The organism is Streptomyces sp. NPDC107559 (assembly GCF_055657365.1).
In genome coordinates this window covers 137,018-155,407 of sequence record NZ_JBVKBD010000014.1, presented here as the reverse complement: position 1 = coordinate 155,407, position 18,390 = coordinate 137,018, and the positions used below count along the sequence as shown (strand labels likewise).

Sequence of the window (18,390 nt, the reverse complement as noted above, 5' to 3'; positions counted from 1 at the left end):
AGCGACGGTGCGCCGTCGCTGCCGCGAAGGGCGAGGCGGGCCGGTTCCGGGCTCCGCCGAGCGTGCGGCAGGCCGCCGGCCGCTCGGCTCCGCCGGAAGGGCTACTCGCGGGTGATCCGCTCTCCGTGCCGGTCCTGGTGCTGCTGCCGCGCGGTGGCCGACGCCGTGTCCAGCCGGGCCGTGATCACCAGGGTGCCCTCCTCGATCTGGTAGTCGAGGGGCAGTCCCAGGCCGCGCATCGCGGCGACCATGCCGGTGTTGGAAGCCTGGGTCACGGCGTACACGCTCTCGCAGTGCGCCTCGGCGGCCATCGCGACCAGACGGCCGAGGAGCTCGGCCCCGATACCGCGCCGCTGCCACTCGTCCTCGACGAGCAGCGCGACCTCCGTCTCGTCCCCGTCCCACAGCAGGTGGCCCAGGCCGACGATGCGCCCGGACGCCGTCTGCACCGCGAGCGTGCGTCCGAAGCGCGGGCTGAGCAGGTGGTTCAGATAGCGGTCCGCGTCCTTGACCGGGCCGTGGTAGCGCATGGAGAGGGTGCGCGGCGAGCACCGCTCGTGCATGTCCTTCGCGGCCTCCAGGTCTCCGGTGTCGGCCCGGCGCACGGTGATGTCGTTGCCCTCGGGCAGCGTCAGTACGTCCTGGCCGAGCGGAACGCGCGGGCCGAGCCGGGCGTCCAGTTCCACCAGGGCCCGCGCCCGCGCGAACTCGGTCGGCGTGAACGGCAGATACGGACGCTCCACGGTGATCACCCCGCCTTCCGGTGCCCGCAGCCGCATCACGGTGTCCTCCAGCACTCCTTCGACGGGTACGACGTCCGCCCCGCGTCCCTGGCCGAGCGGCCGGGCGGGCAGCGACCGGATGGTGCACCGGCCCAGCAGCTGGCGCAGCGCGAGGGGGAGTTCCGCCGCGTCCAGTGCGGTGCGGGTGGCCAGTCCGAGCACTCGGGTCGGGGCATCCACCAGGTCGTGCGCGTCGGCCCGTTCGATCCAGGTTGCGGTGCCGCCCGCGTGCGCCACCGCGCGGGTGATCTCGGTCGCGGGCAGCTCGGCGGGGGCCCGCAGCAGGAACTCGTCGACCGTCCCCTCACCCAGCGGATGCGTCTGGAGGCTGAGGATGTCCACCCGCTGTCCGGCCAGCGCGGTGCACAGGGCCGCGAGTGATCCCGGCGCGTCCTTGACCGTCGTCCTCATGCGCCAGAGGGTGCTCGCCCCGCCCTGGGACGGAACGGTCGCGTGCGACGGGTCGAGCGGCCCGGCCTGCTCGGCGGAGCGAGGCCGGGTCCCGGTATCGGTCTCCGGAGGTGCGTGACCGTGGCGGCGTGCCCACCAGACGTGGAAGCCCGCCGTGGCCGCGAGCGCCGCAGAGGAGATCACCAGCAGGACCGGGCCGTCCGGGCCGTGCCCGATCAGGTTCGCCACGGCGTCCGCCACCGCCACGGCCGTGAAGACGGCGGCGAGTTCCACGACATCCCTGCGCCAGTGGTGCACGGGCCGACCGTGCTTCGCGCGCGTCACATCAGACATGTCTCGATTCATGCAGCCACTGTGAAGGATGTGTGTTGCGTGATCACGAACGCTTTGTGACTGAGTGGTAAAGACAGAATCTGTACCTTTTACTGCTTTTTTGATTGCTGCGATGCGCCACCAGACCGCCCGCCCATCGAACCAGTTCACCCCCGGTCGGCGCCCGGCCGGCCCGGCCCACCGACTACGTCAGGCGGCCACCCCCTCCGTCAGCGCACTGCGCAGTCGCCGGGCCTGCGTCACCAGCCGGGAGGAGCCGCGCCGGGCCGCCGCCTGCGCCAGATGCGGCAGATCCCCGCGCGCACCGGACCGTTCGGCGCACTCCGAGGCCACCGTCAACAGCTCCCCGAGCCCCCGCCCGGCCGCCCGGTCGGCCGGCAGATCGGCGAGCAGGGGCGGCAGCGTCCGGCCGAGCACGCCCCAGACGGTGGCGTTGGCTCCGGTGGCCGCCGCCGTCCGCAGCGAGTCGGCCAGCCGCTGCGGCTTCACGGCCGCACCGCGCATCAGCTCCGCGAGGTCCGCGCCCAGCCCGGCCGCGTCCAGCTCGCCCCGGGCCGCCAGCACCAGCAGCGCGTCCACGGCGGCGAGCCGGTCCTCCGCGTGACGGGCGCCGAGCCCGTAGGCCAGGCACAGGCGCACGGCGTCCCCCGCCTCCCCGCCCGACTCCGCGAGCAGCGGCAGGACGGCGGTCCCGCGCGCGTCGTCCACCGCGACCGCGGACAGGTCCCGCAGCAGCCGCATCGCCACCAGCTCGCGCCGCTCCGGGAGCAGGGCCAGCCAGTGCGGGCGCAGCTCGTCGCTCCAGTGCGGGCAGTACTGCCGTCCGTCGAAGGCGCCCACCGGGCGGCCCAGATGCGCGAACTCCGCCGGGAAGTCCTCCTGCAACTCGGGCAGTTCCGCGGACTCGACCAGGACCCGGGGGCCCGAGGTGCGTCTGCGCCGCGGCGGCAGCGAGGGCCCCTCGGAGGTGAGCCAGGCGGCGAGCCGTGTTCCCTCGGGTGTGCCGAGCGCCGCCGCCCGGGTGGCGGCCGCCGCGCCCGCCACCCGGTCCGTGCGGCGCACTCGCAGCAGCGCCTGGGCGAAGTCGGCCGTCGCGACCCTGGCACCCAGCCGTCGGTAGGAGTCCAGGCGCTCCACCAGCTCGTCCGGCTCCAGCAGGCCGGTGCTCCAGGTGGGCGTCGACAGCAGGAACGGCAGCGGGTCGGTCCGTATCCGGTACGCCACCTCCCACACCCGGGCCTCGAAGGCGCGGGCGAGCGCGCTGTGCGCGCAACGCCGCTCCGTCGCGCCCTGCACGACGGCCCGGTGCAGCCGGGCGGTCGTGCACTGTCCCGCCAGCGTCGCCAGGACGAGGTCGAGGGCGTCCTCGGCGTCGTGGAACGCGTGGAAGGACGCCCCGTAGTGGTGCTCGGCCGGCAGGTGATACTCGCGGTCGGGGTGGGCGCCGCTCCACCACCGGCGGGCCGTCACCGGGGCGAGCGCCTCCAGCAGGCCCTCACGGTCGCTGTACACATGCCGTACCAGACCGTCGAGAGCGCGCTCGAACGCGGCGACGTCCCCCGAGGACGCCAGTACGGCGCCCAGTTCCGCCGTGAGTTCGACGGCCGAAGCGGGCGTCGGCGCGAGCCGCGGCGGCACGGGCACCGGCGGGAGCACCTCCGGGTGCGCCAGGGCATCCCCGGCCCCGGGCGCGGCGCCCAGCGACCGCACCGCCCGGGTGCGCAGCACGGGGATCAACCCCGCCGCCGCATCGGCGACTTCGGCACGCACCCCGGCCGAGGTCACCTTCCCGAGGTGCCGCTCGGCGAGCTTGAGCGCCCGCTCCTGGACATCCGGATCGTCGTACCCGAAGGCCTGCGCCACCACGGGCAGCAGCTCACCCGCCGAGGAGGCGTCCCGGGCGAGCACCTTCCCCAGCAGCACCAACTGCGCCCGTACGAGCTTCTTCTCGGTACGGAACAGCACGGCGGCCGACATCTCCGACAGCCGGCGCGTGGTCAGCTCGCCCTCCACGGCCAGCGCGCCGAGCACCGACTGGGCGTACGCGGCCACCACGGAGACCGCGTTCGAGGCCAGCGCCAGCCAGTCGGCCGTCCGCTCCCGCTGCTCGTCGCGGGTGAGCGCCAGGGCCTTGAGCAACCGCAGGAACACCCGGTGGTCGGCGGCGGTACCGCCGCGCAGGAGCCGGGCCACGCACGCGTCGACGGTCGCCGTCCGGTCCAGGGCGCCCTCGACGGTCAGCAGGGCGAGCGCGTCGGTCCAGTTGTTGGGCCCCTCCGCGGCACCCCATTGCATACGGCTGCCGATGTCGTCCGTCTCGAACAGTGCCGCCACCAACCGCGCCAGGTGCGGATCCCTGCGCAACTGCTCCAGCACCGAGTCCCCGCGGTACCAGGTGGAGCCGATGCGTTCCACCCAGCCTCGTACATAGGCCTCGGTGGTCGGGACCGGGTGGCCCGAGAGCCGGACCAGTCCCGCCATCAGCTCGTGCGGCACACCCGAGGCAGCCGGGCGCTCGGCCAGCCGGCGGGTCACCTCGGCGAGCCAGGCGGGGTCACGGTCGCCCAGGACGTGCAGCAGCAGGTCCGACCTGGACGACGACCACTGGAGGTCGGAGGCCGCGATCCAGCCCGCCACACCCGCCGCCCCGGTCTGACAGGCGGCGCCGGCCAGATGCAGCGCGGGGTAGGCGCGTAGCGCGTCCGGCTCCCAGCGGCGCGGCCGCAGCTCCTTGCGGAGCTGCTTCAACTCGGGGAAGGCCGCCCGCCGCTCGGTGTCCGTCATGCCGTCCAGCAGACGGACCACCTCGGCCGTCCGGCCCGTCCGCACCGCGTCCGTCAGTCCACTCATCGCGCACCCCCGTCGATTCCGGTCCCGCTCAGCACCGCGGCGGTGCCCCGCCGCGCCATCCGTACCGCGAGCGCGTGCTTGCACGGCCCGCGCCCGCCCCGGTACGCCGCCCACCACTGACAGCTGCACGTCAGCACCCCGGCCTCGTCCCGCACCCGGTGTATGTGTCCGTCCTCGGCCGTCACCGTCCCGGTCGCGCCGTCCAGGACGACCGCCCCCGCCGCCACCAGGGCCCGGGCGGATCGCAGCCTCGGGTTGTGGCGCTCCACCCGCCGCGCGTCGTAGGGCAGTTCACGATGGAAGTAGGCCGCCTCCGCGGTGTCGTACCCGACGCGGCCCGAGGTGCCCAGCCGGACCAGGGCCGCCCGGACCCGCTCCATCGTCAGGCCCGAGGCGGCGGCGAGGTCCGCGACGTCGACACGGGGCTCCCAGGCCAGCAGCACCGACAGGAGTTCGGCGTCCGTCGCCGCCTCGTCCGTGGCCAGGGCCTCCAGGACCCCGCCCTCCCCGGAGAACCCGCGCGAGGCGTCCGGCGACAGCGTCAGGGTCAGCCGCATACCCGGCAGGACCGCCTCCCAGGCACTCGCCGTCGCGGCGACGGAGCCGCCCGGGGCGATCGCCGGCCCGTACACCCGCAGGGCCGTCGCGTGCCGCAGCACCCGCTGGAGTGCGACCAGCCGCTCCGGGCCGGGCAGACACACCGCGCCGGACACCGCGCGGGTCGTCGGCCGCAGCCCACGGCCCGCGGGCACCACCCACAGCGGGCCGCCCGAGCCGCCGCGGCCCGAACCCCGGGGCAGCGCGCGCAGGAACCGCACCGCCTCGGCGGCGGGCAGTTCGGCCCGCAGATCGAATCCGGCCGCCACCACCTGGGCCTCGGCGAAGCCGCGCAGCCAGCGGTCGGGCAGCGGCACCTTCTTCTCCACGACCGGGCCGTCCAGCGTGGTCACGGCGAGTTCCTCCGGTCCGACGCTCAAGTGCAGCGGATCGTCCCCGCCGAGCCGGGACAGGGCCTCGCGCAGCGGGTTGTTGACGTCCACGTTCGTCGTGCCGTGCCCCACCGCGCCGCCGTCCAGGCCGCCCCCGAGGACGTCCAGCCGCGCGTACACCCCGCCGCAGCCGGAGAAGGATTCAAAGCGCAGCCGGTCGCCGTTGCCCGTCACCACCGGATCCAGCGACGCGGGCAGCTGCCGCTGGTAGTAGCGGGTGGCCGCGACGTCCGCCACCGCCAGCAGCCCCGCCGCGGCGACCTGCGGAGCCGTCAGGAACCCGGCGAAGAAGCGCGGATGCGCCTCGGCTCCCACGGGTGTCAGTCCTTCGGACGTCTCCAGCGCCAGGCGCCGTCCGCCCGCGGCGGATTCCAGCACGGAGGGTCGTCGATAGGCCACGGCCTGCAAAGATCGCGTCATGGGAAAACCGTAGAGGCGACCACTGACAATCGGCCTGACCTGCGAAAACGTCGTCCTGCGACGCCTGTTGGGCAGGCGGGGACACAACCTGCCCAACAGGCCCGGGGCCGGGAGCTACTGCCCGACCCGACCCGGCTGGAGGACCTGGGTGAACAGCACGGTGCCGTCCTGCTCGCGCAGCCGCACCGTCAGTTCCCCGCTGCCGCCGTCGATGTCGACCTCGCCGAAGAACTGGTAGCCGCCCGCGGGCGAGACGTTGGACGCCGTCGGCGCCTTCACGAACACCCGCTCGGGACCGAAGGTGCCGTCCAGCGCACTGGCCGGGAAGGCACCGGCGTTCAGCGGGCCCGACACGAACTCCCAGAACGGCTCGAAGTCGGAGAACGCCGCCCGCGACGGCTGGTAGTGCTGGGCCGAGGTGTGGTGCACGTCGGCCGTCAGCCACACGGTGCCGGTGATCCGCCGGTGCTTGATGTACCGCAGCAGTTCGGCGATCTGGAGCTCACGGCCGAGCGGCGCGCCCGGGTCGCCCTGCGCCACCGCCTCGAAGTTCGCCCGGCCCTCGGTGGCGTCGGGCACGACCAGCCCGATCGGCATGTCAGCGGCGATGACCTTCCACACCGCACGCGAGCGCGACAGCTCCCGCTTGAGCCATTCCAGCTGTTCGCGACCGAGGATGCCCTGGGGGTCCACGGTCTGGTCGTCGGGCGAGTTGGCGTTGCGGTAGGTCCGCATGTCCAGCACGAACACGTCGAGCAGCGGTCCGTGACGCATGACCCGGTGGACGCGGCCCTGCGCCGCGCCCGGCCGCAGCGTCGAGACCGGGAAGTACTCGCCGAACGCCCGCCGGGCGCGGGCCGCCAGGGTGTCGACGCTCTTCTCGGTGTAGCGGGTGTCGGAGTCCGCGATCACCTCGCCCGGGTACCAGTTGTTGCGCACCTCGTGGTCGTCCCACTGGATGACCGACGGCACCTGGGCGTTGAACCGCCGCAGGTTCTCGTCGAGGAGGTTGTAGCGGAAGTTGCCGCGGAACTCGGCCAGGGTCTCGGCGACCTTCGCCTTCTCCTGGGTGGTGATGTTGCGCCAGGTGCTGTCGTCGGGCAGCGTCTGGGTCGCCGCGATCGGGCCGTCGGCGTAGATGTTGTCGCCGCTGCACACGAAGAAGTCCGGATCGAGCGCGGCCATGGCGTCGTAGATCCGGTAGCCGCCGAGGTCGGGGTTGATGCCCCAGCCCTGTCCCGCCAGGTCACCGGACCACAGGAAGCGCACCCCGTGCCGTCGGCCGGCCGGCACGGTGCGGAAGGTGCCGGTGACCGGTTCGCCGGTGCGGCGCGGGTCGTCCGGGTCGGCGAGCACCACCCGGTAGTGGATCTGCTCGCCCGCGGGCAGCCCGTGCAGCCGGGTGGTGCCGGTGAAGTCGGTGTCCGGGCCCAGCAGCGGACCGTGCCAGGTGTGCGGGTTGCGGAACGACTCCGTGGCGGAGGTCTGGACGGTCATCCGGGCCGGGCGGTCGGAACGCACCCACACCAGCCCCGAGTCGGACGTCACGTCGCCGCTCTGCACGCCCCAGTCCGCCCGGGGGCGCCCGGACCGGGCGAACGCCGGTGCGGCACCGAGGCCGAGGGGCACGGTCAGGGCCGCCGACGCGGCCAGCGAGCCGCGCAGCACGCTGCGACGACCGGGGAACGGACGGTGTGACATGGATGCGCCTCCAGTGACGGGAACCGGCCGGTGTGCGATGTCACCCCACACCTACTGGCACGCCGCAGCGCACACGCAAACCAGGAGTGAACAACGGACCGCGCCGCCGGGACGCGCGAACCGGCCGACGGCGCGGCCCGGTTCACCCGCCGGCCGCCAGGGCCATCCGGTGAACCCCGGCGCGGATCCGGGCGGATGGCAGATGCGCGTACCCGAGGACCAGCCGCACCTCCCCGGACGGATCGGCAGCCGGACCCCGGCAGGCGGGTGCGCGCAGTGCGTGGGGGTGCTCGTGGGCTGCGCGCCGGTGGTCGTGGCCGTCGTCGTACCCCTCCTGGAGGGACGCCGTCCCCGACGGGCCGTCCCGTACGGGGCGTTGCTCGTCGCCAGGCGGTGATCGTCACCGTCGTCGGCTTCGTGTGCTGGTACATGGGCATGCGGCGGATCGGCGCGGAGCGCGCCACGCTGTTCTCCGGGCTCATCCCCGTCGCGGCCGCCTGCACCGCGCCGCTCGTCGGCACCGGCTCCTACGGTGCCGCCCAGGTCGTGGGCAGCGTCCTGGTCGGCGCCGGGGTCGCCCTCGGCTCGGCGGCGCCGACCGCACGCGCGCGGGGATCAGCGGCTTCCGTCGAGGATGACCCGGGCGACCAGGGCCGGGTCGTCGTTCATCGGGCAGTGCCCGCAGCCGGGCAGCCGCACCAGCCGGGCCCGGGGGATGATCTGCTTGGCGCGCACCCCCTGGCGGCGCACGAGCAGCAGGTCCCGGGTGCCCCAGGCCACGGTGACCGGGATCCCGGGGATGTCGTCGGTGAATTGGACGTCCGCTCCGGTCCGCAGGGTCGCGTCGAAGCCCGTGGCGTGGGCCAGGGCGAGGGTCTCGGCGACCACGGCGTCGGGTGAACGGCGTCCGGGGCGGGCGTAGATCGTGCTCGTCAGCGCCGTACGGCCGGCTGCCGTGCGTGCCAGGCGCTCGACCAGCGGCAGCGGCATCCGGCGGGCGATCCGCCGCATCGTGACCAGGACACCGAAGGCGTAGCGCCGTTCGGCCTCGGACCAGAACCCGGCGGGGGACAGCGCCGTGACGGACCGTACGAGCTTCTCGCGCCCCAGGTCGAGGGCGAGCAGGCCGCCCAGGGAATTGCCCGCCACATGCGGACGGTCCAGCTCCAGCGCCTCGCAGAACGCGCCGAACACGGCGCTGGTCGTGGGCAGGTCGTAGGTGAGGCCGTCCGGCAGGCCCGGGGACGCGCCGAAGCCGGGCAGGTCCACGGCGATCACGTCCCGTTCGGTGGCCAGGATGTCCACCACGGGGTCCCAGGCCTGCCGGTGGTGTCCTATTCCGTGCAGCAGGAGCAGTGGTTCGCCCCGGCCCACGCGCGCGTACGAGACGGTCACGTTCTGCGGGCCCCGGGGGGACGGGACCGGGAAGGAGACGGTGGTGGACATGGGGGTGCTCCTCGGCTGGACTCGCTGACGGACGCCGTAGACAGCTTGTCAGCAATTACTACCGGCGGGTAGCCCTTCGTCGCCGTGCGTGTCCCGGCCGGCCCGGGCCTCAGCGGGCCCTGCGCGCCTCCGGGTTGAGGATCGGACGCCCGACCTCCGGAACGTGGCCGGCCGGAGCCCGCCCGGCCCGCGCACTGGACGGATCGTCACCCGGCGGTCTGTGGTCGTCACCCGGCGGTCGGCGGTCGGCCGTACGGGGAGGTGGGGTGAGCGGGCCCCTGACCGGGGGGTTTCGCTCGGATGTCACGAATGCGGCCCTGTGCGAACGCCTTGTGAACGCTCCACGGCGACCGGCCCAAATCGGGTCGGAAGGATCGAGGATTGGTATTGACCAAGGGTGGAGCCCGCCTTATCGTCGCAGAGAAGTGCAACAACCTTTAATAAACAAGGGCGCTTAAACGCCGCCGGAGCACGGCGATTGCGGAGGACAGGGTGGGGACCACGCAGCTGGAATCGGTGCCGGAACCGAAGTACTGGCATCTCAGGACCGTACTCAGCGAGGCACTGGACTCCGAGTTCGCCGTGGGCGAGATCCTGCCCAACGAGCGAGACCTCGCCGCCCGCTTCGGCGTCGCCCGCGCCACCCTCCGTCAGGCCCTGGAGCAGTTGGAGCTGGAGGGCCGGCTCCAGCGCCGTCGCGGCGTCGGTACGACCGTCGCCCCGCCCCGGGTCGGTGTGGCCGTCGGCACCGGACAGCACGCCTGGCCGGGATCGGCCGAGGACGCCTGGCAGCCCGTCGACTGCACCCTGGACGTGCCGCCTGCGGCCGTCGCCGAGGTCCTGGGCACCGGCCCGGACGAGGCCGTGCACACGGTGCGCCGGTCCCGGACGAGCCAGGGGCAGCCCGTCGCCGCCGAACTCCTGCACATCCCGCGGGCCTCGGTCCCCGACCTGTCCGCCATAGACGCCCCGTCCGGCACGGCACGCGCCCGTGCCGTGCTGCGTGAGGTGCAGCGGCTGGAGCTGGAGGGCCGGGAGAACTCCGTCGAGCTCGGCTCGGCCCGCGCCGACGACGCCAAGGAGCTGGACCGGCTGCCCGGCGCCCCCGTCCTCGTCGTCACCACCCGCTTCCTCGGCGGGGGCCGGGTCGCCGCGCTCTCCGTGGCCACCTACCGCGCGGACACCTGCCGGCTCACCTTCGGCGCCTCGGGCGTGGAGATCCACCACGGACCGGAGCGGCGCGCCTCCTGACCGACGTCCCGCCCGCGCCCCGGAACTCCACCGGGGCGCGCGGCGTTCTCCATGACGACACCCCGCGACGAACCGTCAGCTCCCGGTTGCGCGCCCGTCCGCCGCGCCCGTCCGCCGCGCCCCTCCGCCGGGCTCGGCGTCCGTGCGCCGCCCGCGGCTCCCGCCCGCCGGGCCGGCCGCAGGACGGTCCGTGCCCGGCGTCGGTCGGTCAGTCCCGCGCGGTCGCCGCGCCCTCCACCGCGAACAACTGCTTCTCCACATGGTCCAGAGCCAGCCGCAGCGCCCCCGTCGCCACGGCCGCCTCGCCGAGCAGGGACAGGGTCACCTTCGGCGGCCGCAGACAGTAGCGGGCCAGCTCGCGCCGCAGCGGCTCCAGCACCCCGTCCAGACCGGCCGCCCAGCCGCCGATGACCACCAGTTCCGGGTCGAGCGCCAGAGCGAGCGCCGCGACGTCGTGGACGAGCCGCTGGATGAACCGGTCGACGGCCGCCAGCGCCCGCTGGTCGCCCTGGCGCGCCTGCGCGAAGACCTGCGCGACCGCCTGCTCGTCCAGCGGGTGCAGCGGCTCGTCCGTGGTCGACAGCAGCGTCTCCGGAGTGACCTCCCGGCCCAGCAGATGCAGCGCGCCGATCTCGCCGGCCGCCCCGCCGAACCCGCGGTGCAGCCGCCCGCCGATCAGCGAACCGGCTCCCGGGCTCAGCCCGGCCAGCACGAACACGATGTCGTCCGACTCCCTGGCGCAGCCCTTCCAGTGCTCGGCGACGGCCGCCGCGTTCGCGTCGTTCTCGACCAGCACCGGACACTTGAAGGAACGGCTCAGCCGTTCACCGAGCCGCAGCCCGGTCCACTCGGGCAGCGCGGTGCCCAGCCGTACGGTGCCGTCCGCCTCGACGATCCCGGGCGTCGCCACCCCCACCGCGCGCAGCGAGTTCCGGGGCACCCCCGCCCGCCGCAGCAACTCGGCGACCGCGGTGCGCAGCCGCTCCAGACGGTCGTCGGCGGAAGCCGTCTCCTCCACGTCCTTGGCCTGCGCCCCTATGATCCGGCCGTCCAGGTCGGCCAGGAGCGCGGCGACCCGGTGCGGGCCGATCTCCAGCCCCAGCAGATGACCGGCCTCCGCACGGAACCGGAACCGGCGCGCGGGCCGCCCCTGGCGCCGCGTCGCACCCTCCTCGGCGGCCGTCTCGACGACCAGGCCGCCCACGATGAGGTCCTCGACGACGCCCTCGACCGTGGGCCGGGACAGTCCCGTCACCCTGGTGATCTCGGTCAGCGTCGCGCAGTCCGTGGCACGCAGCGCGTGCAGCACCACTGCGGAGTTGATCCTCCGCAACAGCGAGGGATCCCCGCCGGTCAGCCGCCCCAACGTCCGTCCTCCCAGCTCGTGCGCGTGTTGGCCGGATCGTACTCGGCGCGGACGGGCCCGGCGAGCGCCGGGCACCCGGTCCCGCCCCGGAGGTACCGTTTCAGCTCGGTGTCACGAACCCCGACTCGTACGCCATGATCACCGCCTGGGTGCGGTCCCGCGCCCCCAGCTTGGCCAGTACGGCGCTGACATGCGACTTCACCGTCTCCGTACCGACCGTCAGCCGGGCGGAGATCTCCCCGTTGGACAGGCCCCGGGTCATCAGGCGCAGCACCTCCGCCTCCCGTTCCGTCAGCCGGGCCCGTTCCAGGACCGCCCGGGCCTGCACGTTCCCGGACCGGCCGCCGTACTCGGCGGCCAACTGCCGTACCGTCGCGGGGAAGAGCAGCGAGCCGCCCTCGGCGACCAGCCGCACCGCGTGCACGATCTCGGCCGGCCGGGCCCGCTTGAGCAGGAAACCGTCGGCCCCGGCGCGCAGCGCGTCGTACACGTACTCGTCGTTCTCGAACGTGGTCACCACAATGATCTTCGGCGGTTCCGCGACCGTCCGCAGCACCGCGCGGGTGGCCTCGATGCCGTCCATCAGAGGCATGCGCACGTCCATGGCGACGACATCGGGCCGCAGTTGCCGCACCAGCGGGATCACCGCCGCGCCGTCCGCCGCCTCGCCGACCACCACGATGTCGGGCTGCGCCTCCAGGACGGCCTGCAGACCCGCGCGTACGAGGGGTTCGTCGTCGACGAGGAGAACGGTGATCGCCACCCGGCCAGCGTAGATCAGTGCAGCGGCAGCTCCGCGTGCACCTGCCAGTCGCCGTCGTCGACGCCCGTCCGCGCCCGGCCGCCGAGCAGCGCGGCCCGCTCGCGTATCCCCCGCAGACCGCTGCCCCGGCCGGACCGCACCGCACCCGCCGGGAGCGGATTGCGGACCTCCAGCGCGAGAGCGCCCCCGGCGGCCTCGACCCGCACCCGGACGGGTACGGCACCCGCGTGCCGCAGCACGTTCGTCAGGGCCTCCTGGAGAATGCGATAGCCCTCCCGGGAGACGGGACCGGGCAGCGTGTCGAGCGGCCCGCTGAGCTCGGCGTCGACCTCGGCCCCGGAAGCACGCGCGGAGTCGAGCAGCCGGGCGGCATCGGTCAGCGTCGGCCGGCTGCCGACGGGCCGCTCCGACTCGCGCAGGACGCCGAGGACCCGCTCCAGATCGTCGAGGGCGGCCCGGCCCGTCTCCTCGATGGCACCGAGCGCCCGGTCGGTGAACGCCGGGTCCCCCGCGGCACGGGCGGCCCCCGCCTGCACCACCGCCACGGTCAGGGCGTGACCTATCGAGTCGTGCAACTCCCGCGCGATCCGGTTGCGTTCCAGGAGTTGCTCGGTGCGCTCCTCCAGAGCGGCGAGACGTTCGGCGGGGGAGGGGCCCAGCAGGCGGGGGGCCAGCGCGCTGACGACCCGGCCCGGGACGACCACCGTCACCGCCAGCGCGACCAGCACCGGCGGCAGGAGCAGCAGGTGCCACGGGGACCGGCCGTCGAGGGAGGACAGCGCCCCCTCCCCGACGTCGCGGCCGACGACCGACAGCACCAGGTCCACCGACGTGAGCAGGAGCCGGGCGAAGGACAGGGTGGTCGCACAGCCCAGCAGCAGCCGCGTCTCCAGCCACACCACGAGCCGCGCCCGGTCGCCCCAGGAGACGGACGGCGCGACGACGATGCCCGTGCCCTTGCCGTCGTGCCCGTGAGCGGTCAGCAGCAGCCTGGCCTGGAGCCCCTCCACGGTACGCATCGCGGGCACCAGCCCGACCGGGACGAGGACCGCGGCCGCGGCCACCCAGGTCCACCACGCCTCCTCGACGAACAACCACAGGCTCGGCCACACGATCGCGATGAACAGGTGCAGCAACCGTGTGTACGTGACCACCCGTCCGAACGGGCGCAGCAGTCGGGCCATGGCGACATCGTCGCAGCCCCCACCGACAACGGACCTCCCCCGGGCGGGGGAGACGCTCTACCCCCACGGGGGAGGACCCGGCCCCGGCCGGACGGCCAGGCTGCTGCCATGACCAGCATCGACATCCAGAACCTCACCAAGGAGTTCGGACACCGGCGCGCAGTGGACCAGCTCACCTTCCGCGTACTGCCCGGCCGGGTCACCGGCTTCCTCGGCCCCAACGGCGCGGGCAAGTCCACCACCATGCGGCTCGCGCTCGGCCTCGACCGGCCGACCTCCGGAACCGCCACGATCGGCGGCCGCCCCTACGCCACGCTCACCGACCCCCTGCGCCGGGTGGGCGCGCTGCTCGACGCCGGGGCCGCGCACGGGTCCCGCACCGGCCGCGACCATCTGCGCGCCATCGCCGCGAGCAACCGCATCCCGGTGCGCCGGGTCGACGAGATGCTGGCGGAGACCGGGCTGACGACAGTGGCGCGGCGCAGGGTGAAGACGTACTCGCTGGGCATGCGCCAGCGGCTCGGGATCGCCGCCGCACTGCTCGGCGATCCGGAAGTGGTCCTGCTGGACGAGCCGTCCAACGGTCTGGACCCGGAAGGCATCATCTGGATCCGCGGGCTGCTGCGCCGGCTCGCGGCGCAGGGCCGTACCGTCCTCGTCTCCAGTCACCTCATGACCGAGACCGCCTCGTTCGCCGACCACCTCGTCGTCCTCGGACGTGGCCGGCTGCTCGCCGACACCCCGGTGCGGGACCTCATCCACGCGCACGTGCAGCCCCGTGTGCGCATCCGCACCTCGGACACCGACGCACTCCGGAAGGTGCTCGCCGCGCACGGTCATGACGCCGCCGAGCACGAGGACGGCCGCTGGAGCGTGGAGCACGCGCACGTGGCGGACATCGGACGCCTGGTGTCCGCCGCCGGGGTACCGATCCTCGAACTGGCCGCGGAAGAGAGCACGCTGGAACAGGCCTACCTCGATCTGACGACATCCGAAGCCGAGTTCACCGCACCGTCCAAGGAGGCCTGACCATGCCGTTCGCACCCGCGCTCCGCTCGGAGTGGACAAAGATCCGGACGCTGCGGTCACTTGTCGGCAGTCTCGGCGCGGTCGTCCTCGCCACCGTCGTGTTCTCCGCGCTCGCCGCACTCGATCCAGGGGACTCCGGCTTCGACCCCCTGGCCACGGCCTTCTTCGGTGTCGTCCTCGGGCAGATCGCGGCGATCGCGTTCGGCACCACGGCCGTCTCCGCCGAGTTCCGGGGCGGAGCGCTGCGGCTGTCGCTGTCGGCGGTGCCGCGCAGGGGCCACTGGTTCGCGGCCAAGGCGACGGCGATCGGGCTGTCGGCGCTCGCCGTCGGGCTGGTCACCGGCGTCGCTTCCCTGTCGGTGGGCCGGGCGGTCCTGGGGACGAAGGCCGACGGGCCGGTCTGGACCGAGTGGATCCGCGGCGCGGTCGGCTGCGGTGTCTACCTGGCGTTGATGGCGCTGTTCGCGGCGGGACTCACGGCCCTGCTGCGCAGCGGCGTGGCGGCGATGGGCCTGCTGATCCCGTTCCTGCTCATCGTCTCCTTCGTCGTCGGAGACGTCTCCGGCGGCGTCGCCGACTTCCTGCCCGACAAGGCCGGCCAGGTGGCCCTGCACCGCACCTGGGACGGCACCCTCGGACCGTGGACCGGACTCGCGGTGACCGCGCTGTGGGCGGCGGCCGCCCTGCTCGCCGGGGCGTGGCGGCTGTGCCGCAGGGATGCCTGACCCCGCGGCAGGACTGATACCCCGCCAATTGTCAGTGGTCGCCGTTTTACTGGACCCATGGACATCGCACGGTGCCTCACCACGATCGACCTGCTGTGCACCCGGGACCTCCACCCGCGGCACGGCAGGACGGACGCCGGCACGAGCGGCCCCGGCTACCTGGTAGCCGTGTTGCAGACCAGCGGCGAATTCTGGGAGGACGACGGCACGGAACGCGACGAGACGGGCGCGCAGTACGAACACGACAGGGACGGCCTGACCGAGCGGCTGACCGCACGCTGGGGAGCACCGCAGAGATTCAGCCTGGCGAGCGTTTTCGACCGGGGCATGACCGGCGAGGAGATACCCGAGCCCTGGGCCCTGCTCGCCGGCCACGTACCGGACCTGCACCTGTGGCGGCCGACGGGGACGGAACGCTGGCTGGCGCTCGGTGTGTCCCAGTGGGACAAGGAACTGCCGTACCAGCTCATCGCCGTGGTCACCGACGTGGACCCGCCATGACGCGCCGGGCCCGCGTCGGGTGCGCCGAACGGACCGGGTGCGCCGTATGGACCGGGTGCGCCGGACGGCGACCCCGGTGGTGTGCCACGCGCGTCAGGCCTGTGCGGCCTCGCGCAGCCGCGCGAACTCGTCCGCCATGGTCGCCGTCGTCCAGTGCGCGTTCAGCCCGCTGGGATTCGGCAGCACCCATACGCGCGTCTGACCGATCAGCCGCTCCTGGGGCCCCACCTGCGCCTTGCGCTCCTCGAACGCGGCACGGTAGGCCGTGACACCCACGACCGCGAGCCAGCGCGGCCGCAGCCGCGTCACCTTCGCGGTCAGCAGGGTCCCGCCCTCGCGGTACTCCCCGGCGCTCAGCTCGTCGGCCCGCGCGGTGGCCCGCGCCACCACGTTGGTGATGCCGAGCCCGTACGCCGGCAGCTCACCCTGCTCCGCGGGCTTCATGAGGCGCGGGGTGAACCCGGACAGATGCAGCACCGGCCAGAAGCGGTTGCCGGGGCGGGCGAAGTGGTGGCCCGTGGCCGCGGTCATCAGCCCGGGATTGATCCCGCAGAACAGCACACGGAGGCCGACCGCTACCACGTCCGGGACGACACGGTCGCGGGCGGCCTCCAGTTCCGCCTGGGTGAAGCGAGTCAGAGGATCGCTCCGGGGGTGTAACCGGCCGCCTCCGGACGCTGCTTCACGATCTCCTCGACCCGGCCCACGACGACGCCCACCTGGGCCGCCGCCGCGCCGGTGAAGGACAGCTTGTCCGCCATCAGCGCGTCGAGCTGCGCGCGGTCGAGCGGGAGGCGCTCGTCGGCGGCGAGCTTGTCCAGGAGTTCGTTGCGCTCGGCGCCCTGCTCACGCATCGCCAGCGCCGAGGCGACCGCGTTCTCCTTGATGGCCTCGTGCGCGACCTCGCGGCCCACGCCCGCGCGCACGGCGCCCATGAGCACCTTGGTGGTGGCGAGGAACGGCAGGTAGCGGTCCAGCTCCCGGGCGACGACCGCCGGGAACGCGCCGAACTCGTCCAACACGGTCAGGAACGTCTCCAGCAGGCCGTCCAGCGCGAAGAACGCGTCCGGCAGCGCGACCCGGCGCACCACCGAGCAGGACACGTCGCCCTCGTTCCACTGGTCGCCCGCCAGCTCACCGGTCATCGAGGCGTAACCGCGCAGGATCACCGTCAGGCCGTTGACGCGTTCGCAGGAGCGGGTGTTCATCTTGTGCGGCATCGCGGACGAGCCGACCTGGCCAGGCTTGAAGCCCTCGGTCACCAGCTCGTGCCCGGCCATCAGCCGGATCGTCTTCGCCAGCGACGAGGGCGCGGCGGCCAGCTGCACCAGCGCGGTGACCACCTCGTAGTCCAGCGAGCGCGGGTAGACCTGGCCGACCGAGGTGAACGCCTGCGAGAAGCCGAGGTGCCGGGCGATCCGGTCCTCCAGTTCGGCGAGCTTCGCCGCGTCGCCGCCGAGCAGGTCCAGCATGTCCTGGGCCGTGCCGACCGGACCCTTGATGCCGCGCAGCGGGTAGCGGCCGAGCAGTTCTTCGACCCGGGCGTAGGCGACGAGCAGCTCGTCCGCGGCGGTCGCGAAGCGCTTGCCGAGGGTGGTGGCCTGGGCGGCCACGTTGTGCGAGCGACCGGCCATGACCAGCTCGCCGTACTCGGCCGCCAGCTTGCCCAGCCGGGCCAGGACGGCCACCGTGCGGTCGCGCACCAGCTCCAGCGAGAGCCGGATCTGCAGCTGCTCGACGTTCTCCGTGAGGTCGCGGGAGGTCATGCCCTTGTGGACGTGCTCGTGCCCGGCGAGGTCGTTGAACTCCTCGATGCGGGCCTTGACGTCATGCCGGGTGACCTTCTCGCGCTCGGCGATCGACGCGAGGTCGACGGTGTCGAGCACGCGCTCGTAGTCGGCGATCGCGGCGTCCGGCACCTCGATCCCGAGGTCCTTCTGGGCCCGGAGCACGGCGAGCCAGAGCTGACGCTCCAGCTTCACCTTCTGCTCGGGCGACCAGAGCGTGGCGAGCTCGGTGGAGGCGTAGCGTCCGGCGAGGACGTTCGGGATGCGGGGCTTGGCGGGCGCAGAAGTCACGTGTACGGAGTTTACCCGTCGTCCAGAGCGCCTTTGGTACGTCCATACAGTCCAGAGCACCCCAGGTCATCAGCGCTTTAGACAGGACCCATCTGCCGGTCTGTGAGACGAGTGTGAGACGGCCGCCCCCTTAGGGCTCGGTGGTCGTCTCAGGCTTGTCGGCCTCGGTGTCGCCGGCGAGCACGATCCGCCGGACCTGCTGGCGGGTGTACCCGGTCGCCTCGCAGATGTCCTTCTGTGCGACCCCGTCGGCGTCCGCCTGCCGAATGGCCGCGGCCAGCTCTTGCCGAAGGATCTCCGCTCGCTGCTCGGCCGCCCTGAAGCGCTCAGCCACCTGCGTCAGTGATCGCTTATCCATGGCACACAGTGTTCCATCAGTCGTCATGGAACATGAGGTTACTCAATCGCGGTCGATTGTCCATGTCTGAAGCGCTTGACGATGGAACACGATGTTCCCTAGAGTGGAGGTGTCGGCAAGGGAACCGGTCGACAACGCAAGCGGCCCCCGCCCGGTGTTGGAGCACCGAACGAGGGCCTTACGGAAGCACCTGACTTCACCAG

15 protein-coding genes and 1 pseudogene are annotated in these 18,390 nt (G+C 73.4%); 5 read left to right on the top strand and 11 right to left on the bottom strand.

Features of this window, described 5'->3' with window-relative positions; all coding sequences use genetic code 11:
- Positions 1-101: 101 nt before the first annotated feature.
- From ACZ7OY_RS32790 to ACZ7OY_RS32775, 4 genes are all read right to left on the bottom strand, one after another.
- Positions 102-1,526, bottom strand: a complete 1,425-nt coding sequence (locus ACZ7OY_RS32790) for a GNAT family N-acetyltransferase (protein WP_471914807.1) — start codon at positions 1,524-1,526, stop codon at positions 102-104.
- A gap of 189 nt (positions 1,527-1,715) precedes the next feature.
- Positions 1,716-4,376: a DUF7824 domain-containing protein gene (locus ACZ7OY_RS32785; RefSeq protein ID WP_471914806.1), complete on the bottom strand. Its 2,661-nt coding sequence runs from the start codon at positions 4,374-4,376 to the stop codon at positions 1,716-1,718.
- Positions 4,373-5,785 (bottom strand): SWIM zinc finger family protein, encoded by a 1,413-nt coding sequence (locus tag ACZ7OY_RS32780; protein WP_471914805.1) that lies wholly within the window; start codon positions 5,783-5,785, stop codon positions 4,373-4,375. The genes ACZ7OY_RS32785 and ACZ7OY_RS32780 overlap by 4 nt, the downstream gene beginning before the upstream one ends.
- A gap of 114 nt (positions 5,786-5,899) precedes the next feature.
- Positions 5,900-7,486: an alkaline phosphatase D family protein gene (locus tag ACZ7OY_RS32775; RefSeq protein WP_471914804.1), complete on the bottom strand. Its 1,587-nt coding sequence runs from the start codon at positions 7,484-7,486 to the stop codon at positions 5,900-5,902.
- Between the two features lie 283 nt (positions 7,487-7,769).
- On the opposite strand from ACZ7OY_RS32775, the pseudogene ACZ7OY_RS32770 reads away from it, so the two are divergent.
- Positions 7,770-8,128: pseudogene (locus ACZ7OY_RS32770) on the top strand (EamA family transporter); the annotation flags it as partial.
- On the opposite strand, the gene ACZ7OY_RS32765 reads toward ACZ7OY_RS32770, so the two are convergent.
- Complete coding sequence (locus ACZ7OY_RS32765) at positions 8,102-8,932, bottom strand: alpha/beta fold hydrolase (protein WP_471914803.1); 831 nt, start codon at positions 8,930-8,932, stop codon at positions 8,102-8,104. The pseudogene ACZ7OY_RS32770 and the gene ACZ7OY_RS32765 sit on opposite strands and share 27 nt — an antisense overlap.
- A 492-nt stretch (positions 8,933-9,424) precedes the next feature.
- On the opposite strand from ACZ7OY_RS32765, the gene ACZ7OY_RS32760 reads away from it, so the two are divergent.
- A complete protein-coding gene (locus ACZ7OY_RS32760) occupies positions 9,425-10,183 on the top strand; it encodes a GntR family transcriptional regulator (RefSeq protein WP_471914802.1) in 759 nt (252 codons plus the stop codon).
- A 208-nt stretch (positions 10,184-10,391) separates the two neighbouring features.
- On the opposite strand, the gene ACZ7OY_RS32755 is transcribed toward ACZ7OY_RS32760, so the two are convergent.
- From ACZ7OY_RS32755 to ACZ7OY_RS32745, 3 genes are all read right to left on the bottom strand, one after another.
- Complete coding sequence (locus ACZ7OY_RS32755) at positions 10,392-11,549, bottom strand: ROK family transcriptional regulator (protein ID WP_471914801.1); 1,158 nt, start codon at positions 11,547-11,549, stop codon at positions 10,392-10,394.
- Between the two features lie 100 nt (positions 11,550-11,649).
- Positions 11,650-12,312: a response regulator transcription factor gene (locus ACZ7OY_RS32750; protein WP_471914800.1), complete on the bottom strand. Its 663-nt coding sequence runs from the start codon at positions 12,310-12,312 to the stop codon at positions 11,650-11,652.
- A gap of 14 nt (positions 12,313-12,326) precedes the next feature.
- Positions 12,327-13,496, bottom strand: coding sequence for a sensor histidine kinase (locus tag ACZ7OY_RS32745; RefSeq protein ID WP_471914799.1), 1,170 nt, complete (start codon positions 13,494-13,496; stop codon positions 12,327-12,329).
- 108 nt (positions 13,497-13,604) lie between these two features.
- Here ACZ7OY_RS32745 and ACZ7OY_RS32740 point away from each other — a divergent pair, with 108 nt between their 5' ends.
- The 3 genes from ACZ7OY_RS32740 to ACZ7OY_RS32730 are packed head-to-tail and all read left to right on the top strand — an operon-like array spanning position 13,605 to position 15,751.
- A complete protein-coding gene (locus ACZ7OY_RS32740; RefSeq protein WP_471914798.1) occupies positions 13,605-14,525 on the top strand; it encodes an ABC transporter ATP-binding protein in 921 nt (306 codons plus the stop codon).
- Between the two features lie 2 nt (positions 14,526-14,527).
- Complete coding sequence (locus ACZ7OY_RS32735) at positions 14,528-15,250, top strand: ABC transporter permease subunit (RefSeq protein WP_471914797.1); 723 nt, start codon at positions 14,528-14,530, stop codon at positions 15,248-15,250.
- A 57-nt stretch (positions 15,251-15,307) separates the two neighbouring features.
- Positions 15,308-15,751, top strand: a complete 444-nt coding sequence (locus ACZ7OY_RS32730; protein WP_471914796.1) for a hypothetical protein — start codon at positions 15,308-15,310, stop codon at positions 15,749-15,751.
- A gap of 93 nt (positions 15,752-15,844) precedes the next feature.
- Here ACZ7OY_RS32730 and mug read toward each other — a convergent pair whose 3' ends face one another.
- The 3 genes from mug to ACZ7OY_RS32715 form a co-directional block, all read right to left on the bottom strand.
- On the bottom strand, positions 15,845-16,390 hold the full coding sequence (gene mug, locus ACZ7OY_RS32725) for a G/U mismatch-specific DNA glycosylase (protein ID WP_471914881.1): 546 nt from the start codon (positions 16,388-16,390) through the stop codon (positions 15,845-15,847).
- Positions 16,387-17,829, bottom strand: a complete 1,443-nt coding sequence (gene purB / locus ACZ7OY_RS32720; RefSeq protein ID WP_385529767.1) for an adenylosuccinate lyase — start codon at positions 17,827-17,829, stop codon at positions 16,387-16,389. The genes mug and purB overlap by 4 nt, the downstream gene beginning before the upstream one ends.
- Positions 17,830-17,959: 130 nt before the next feature.
- Positions 17,960-18,187 (bottom strand): hypothetical protein, encoded by a 228-nt coding sequence (locus ACZ7OY_RS32715; protein ID WP_471914795.1) that lies wholly within the window; start codon positions 18,185-18,187, stop codon positions 17,960-17,962.
- Positions 18,188-18,390: the final 203 nt, after the last annotated feature.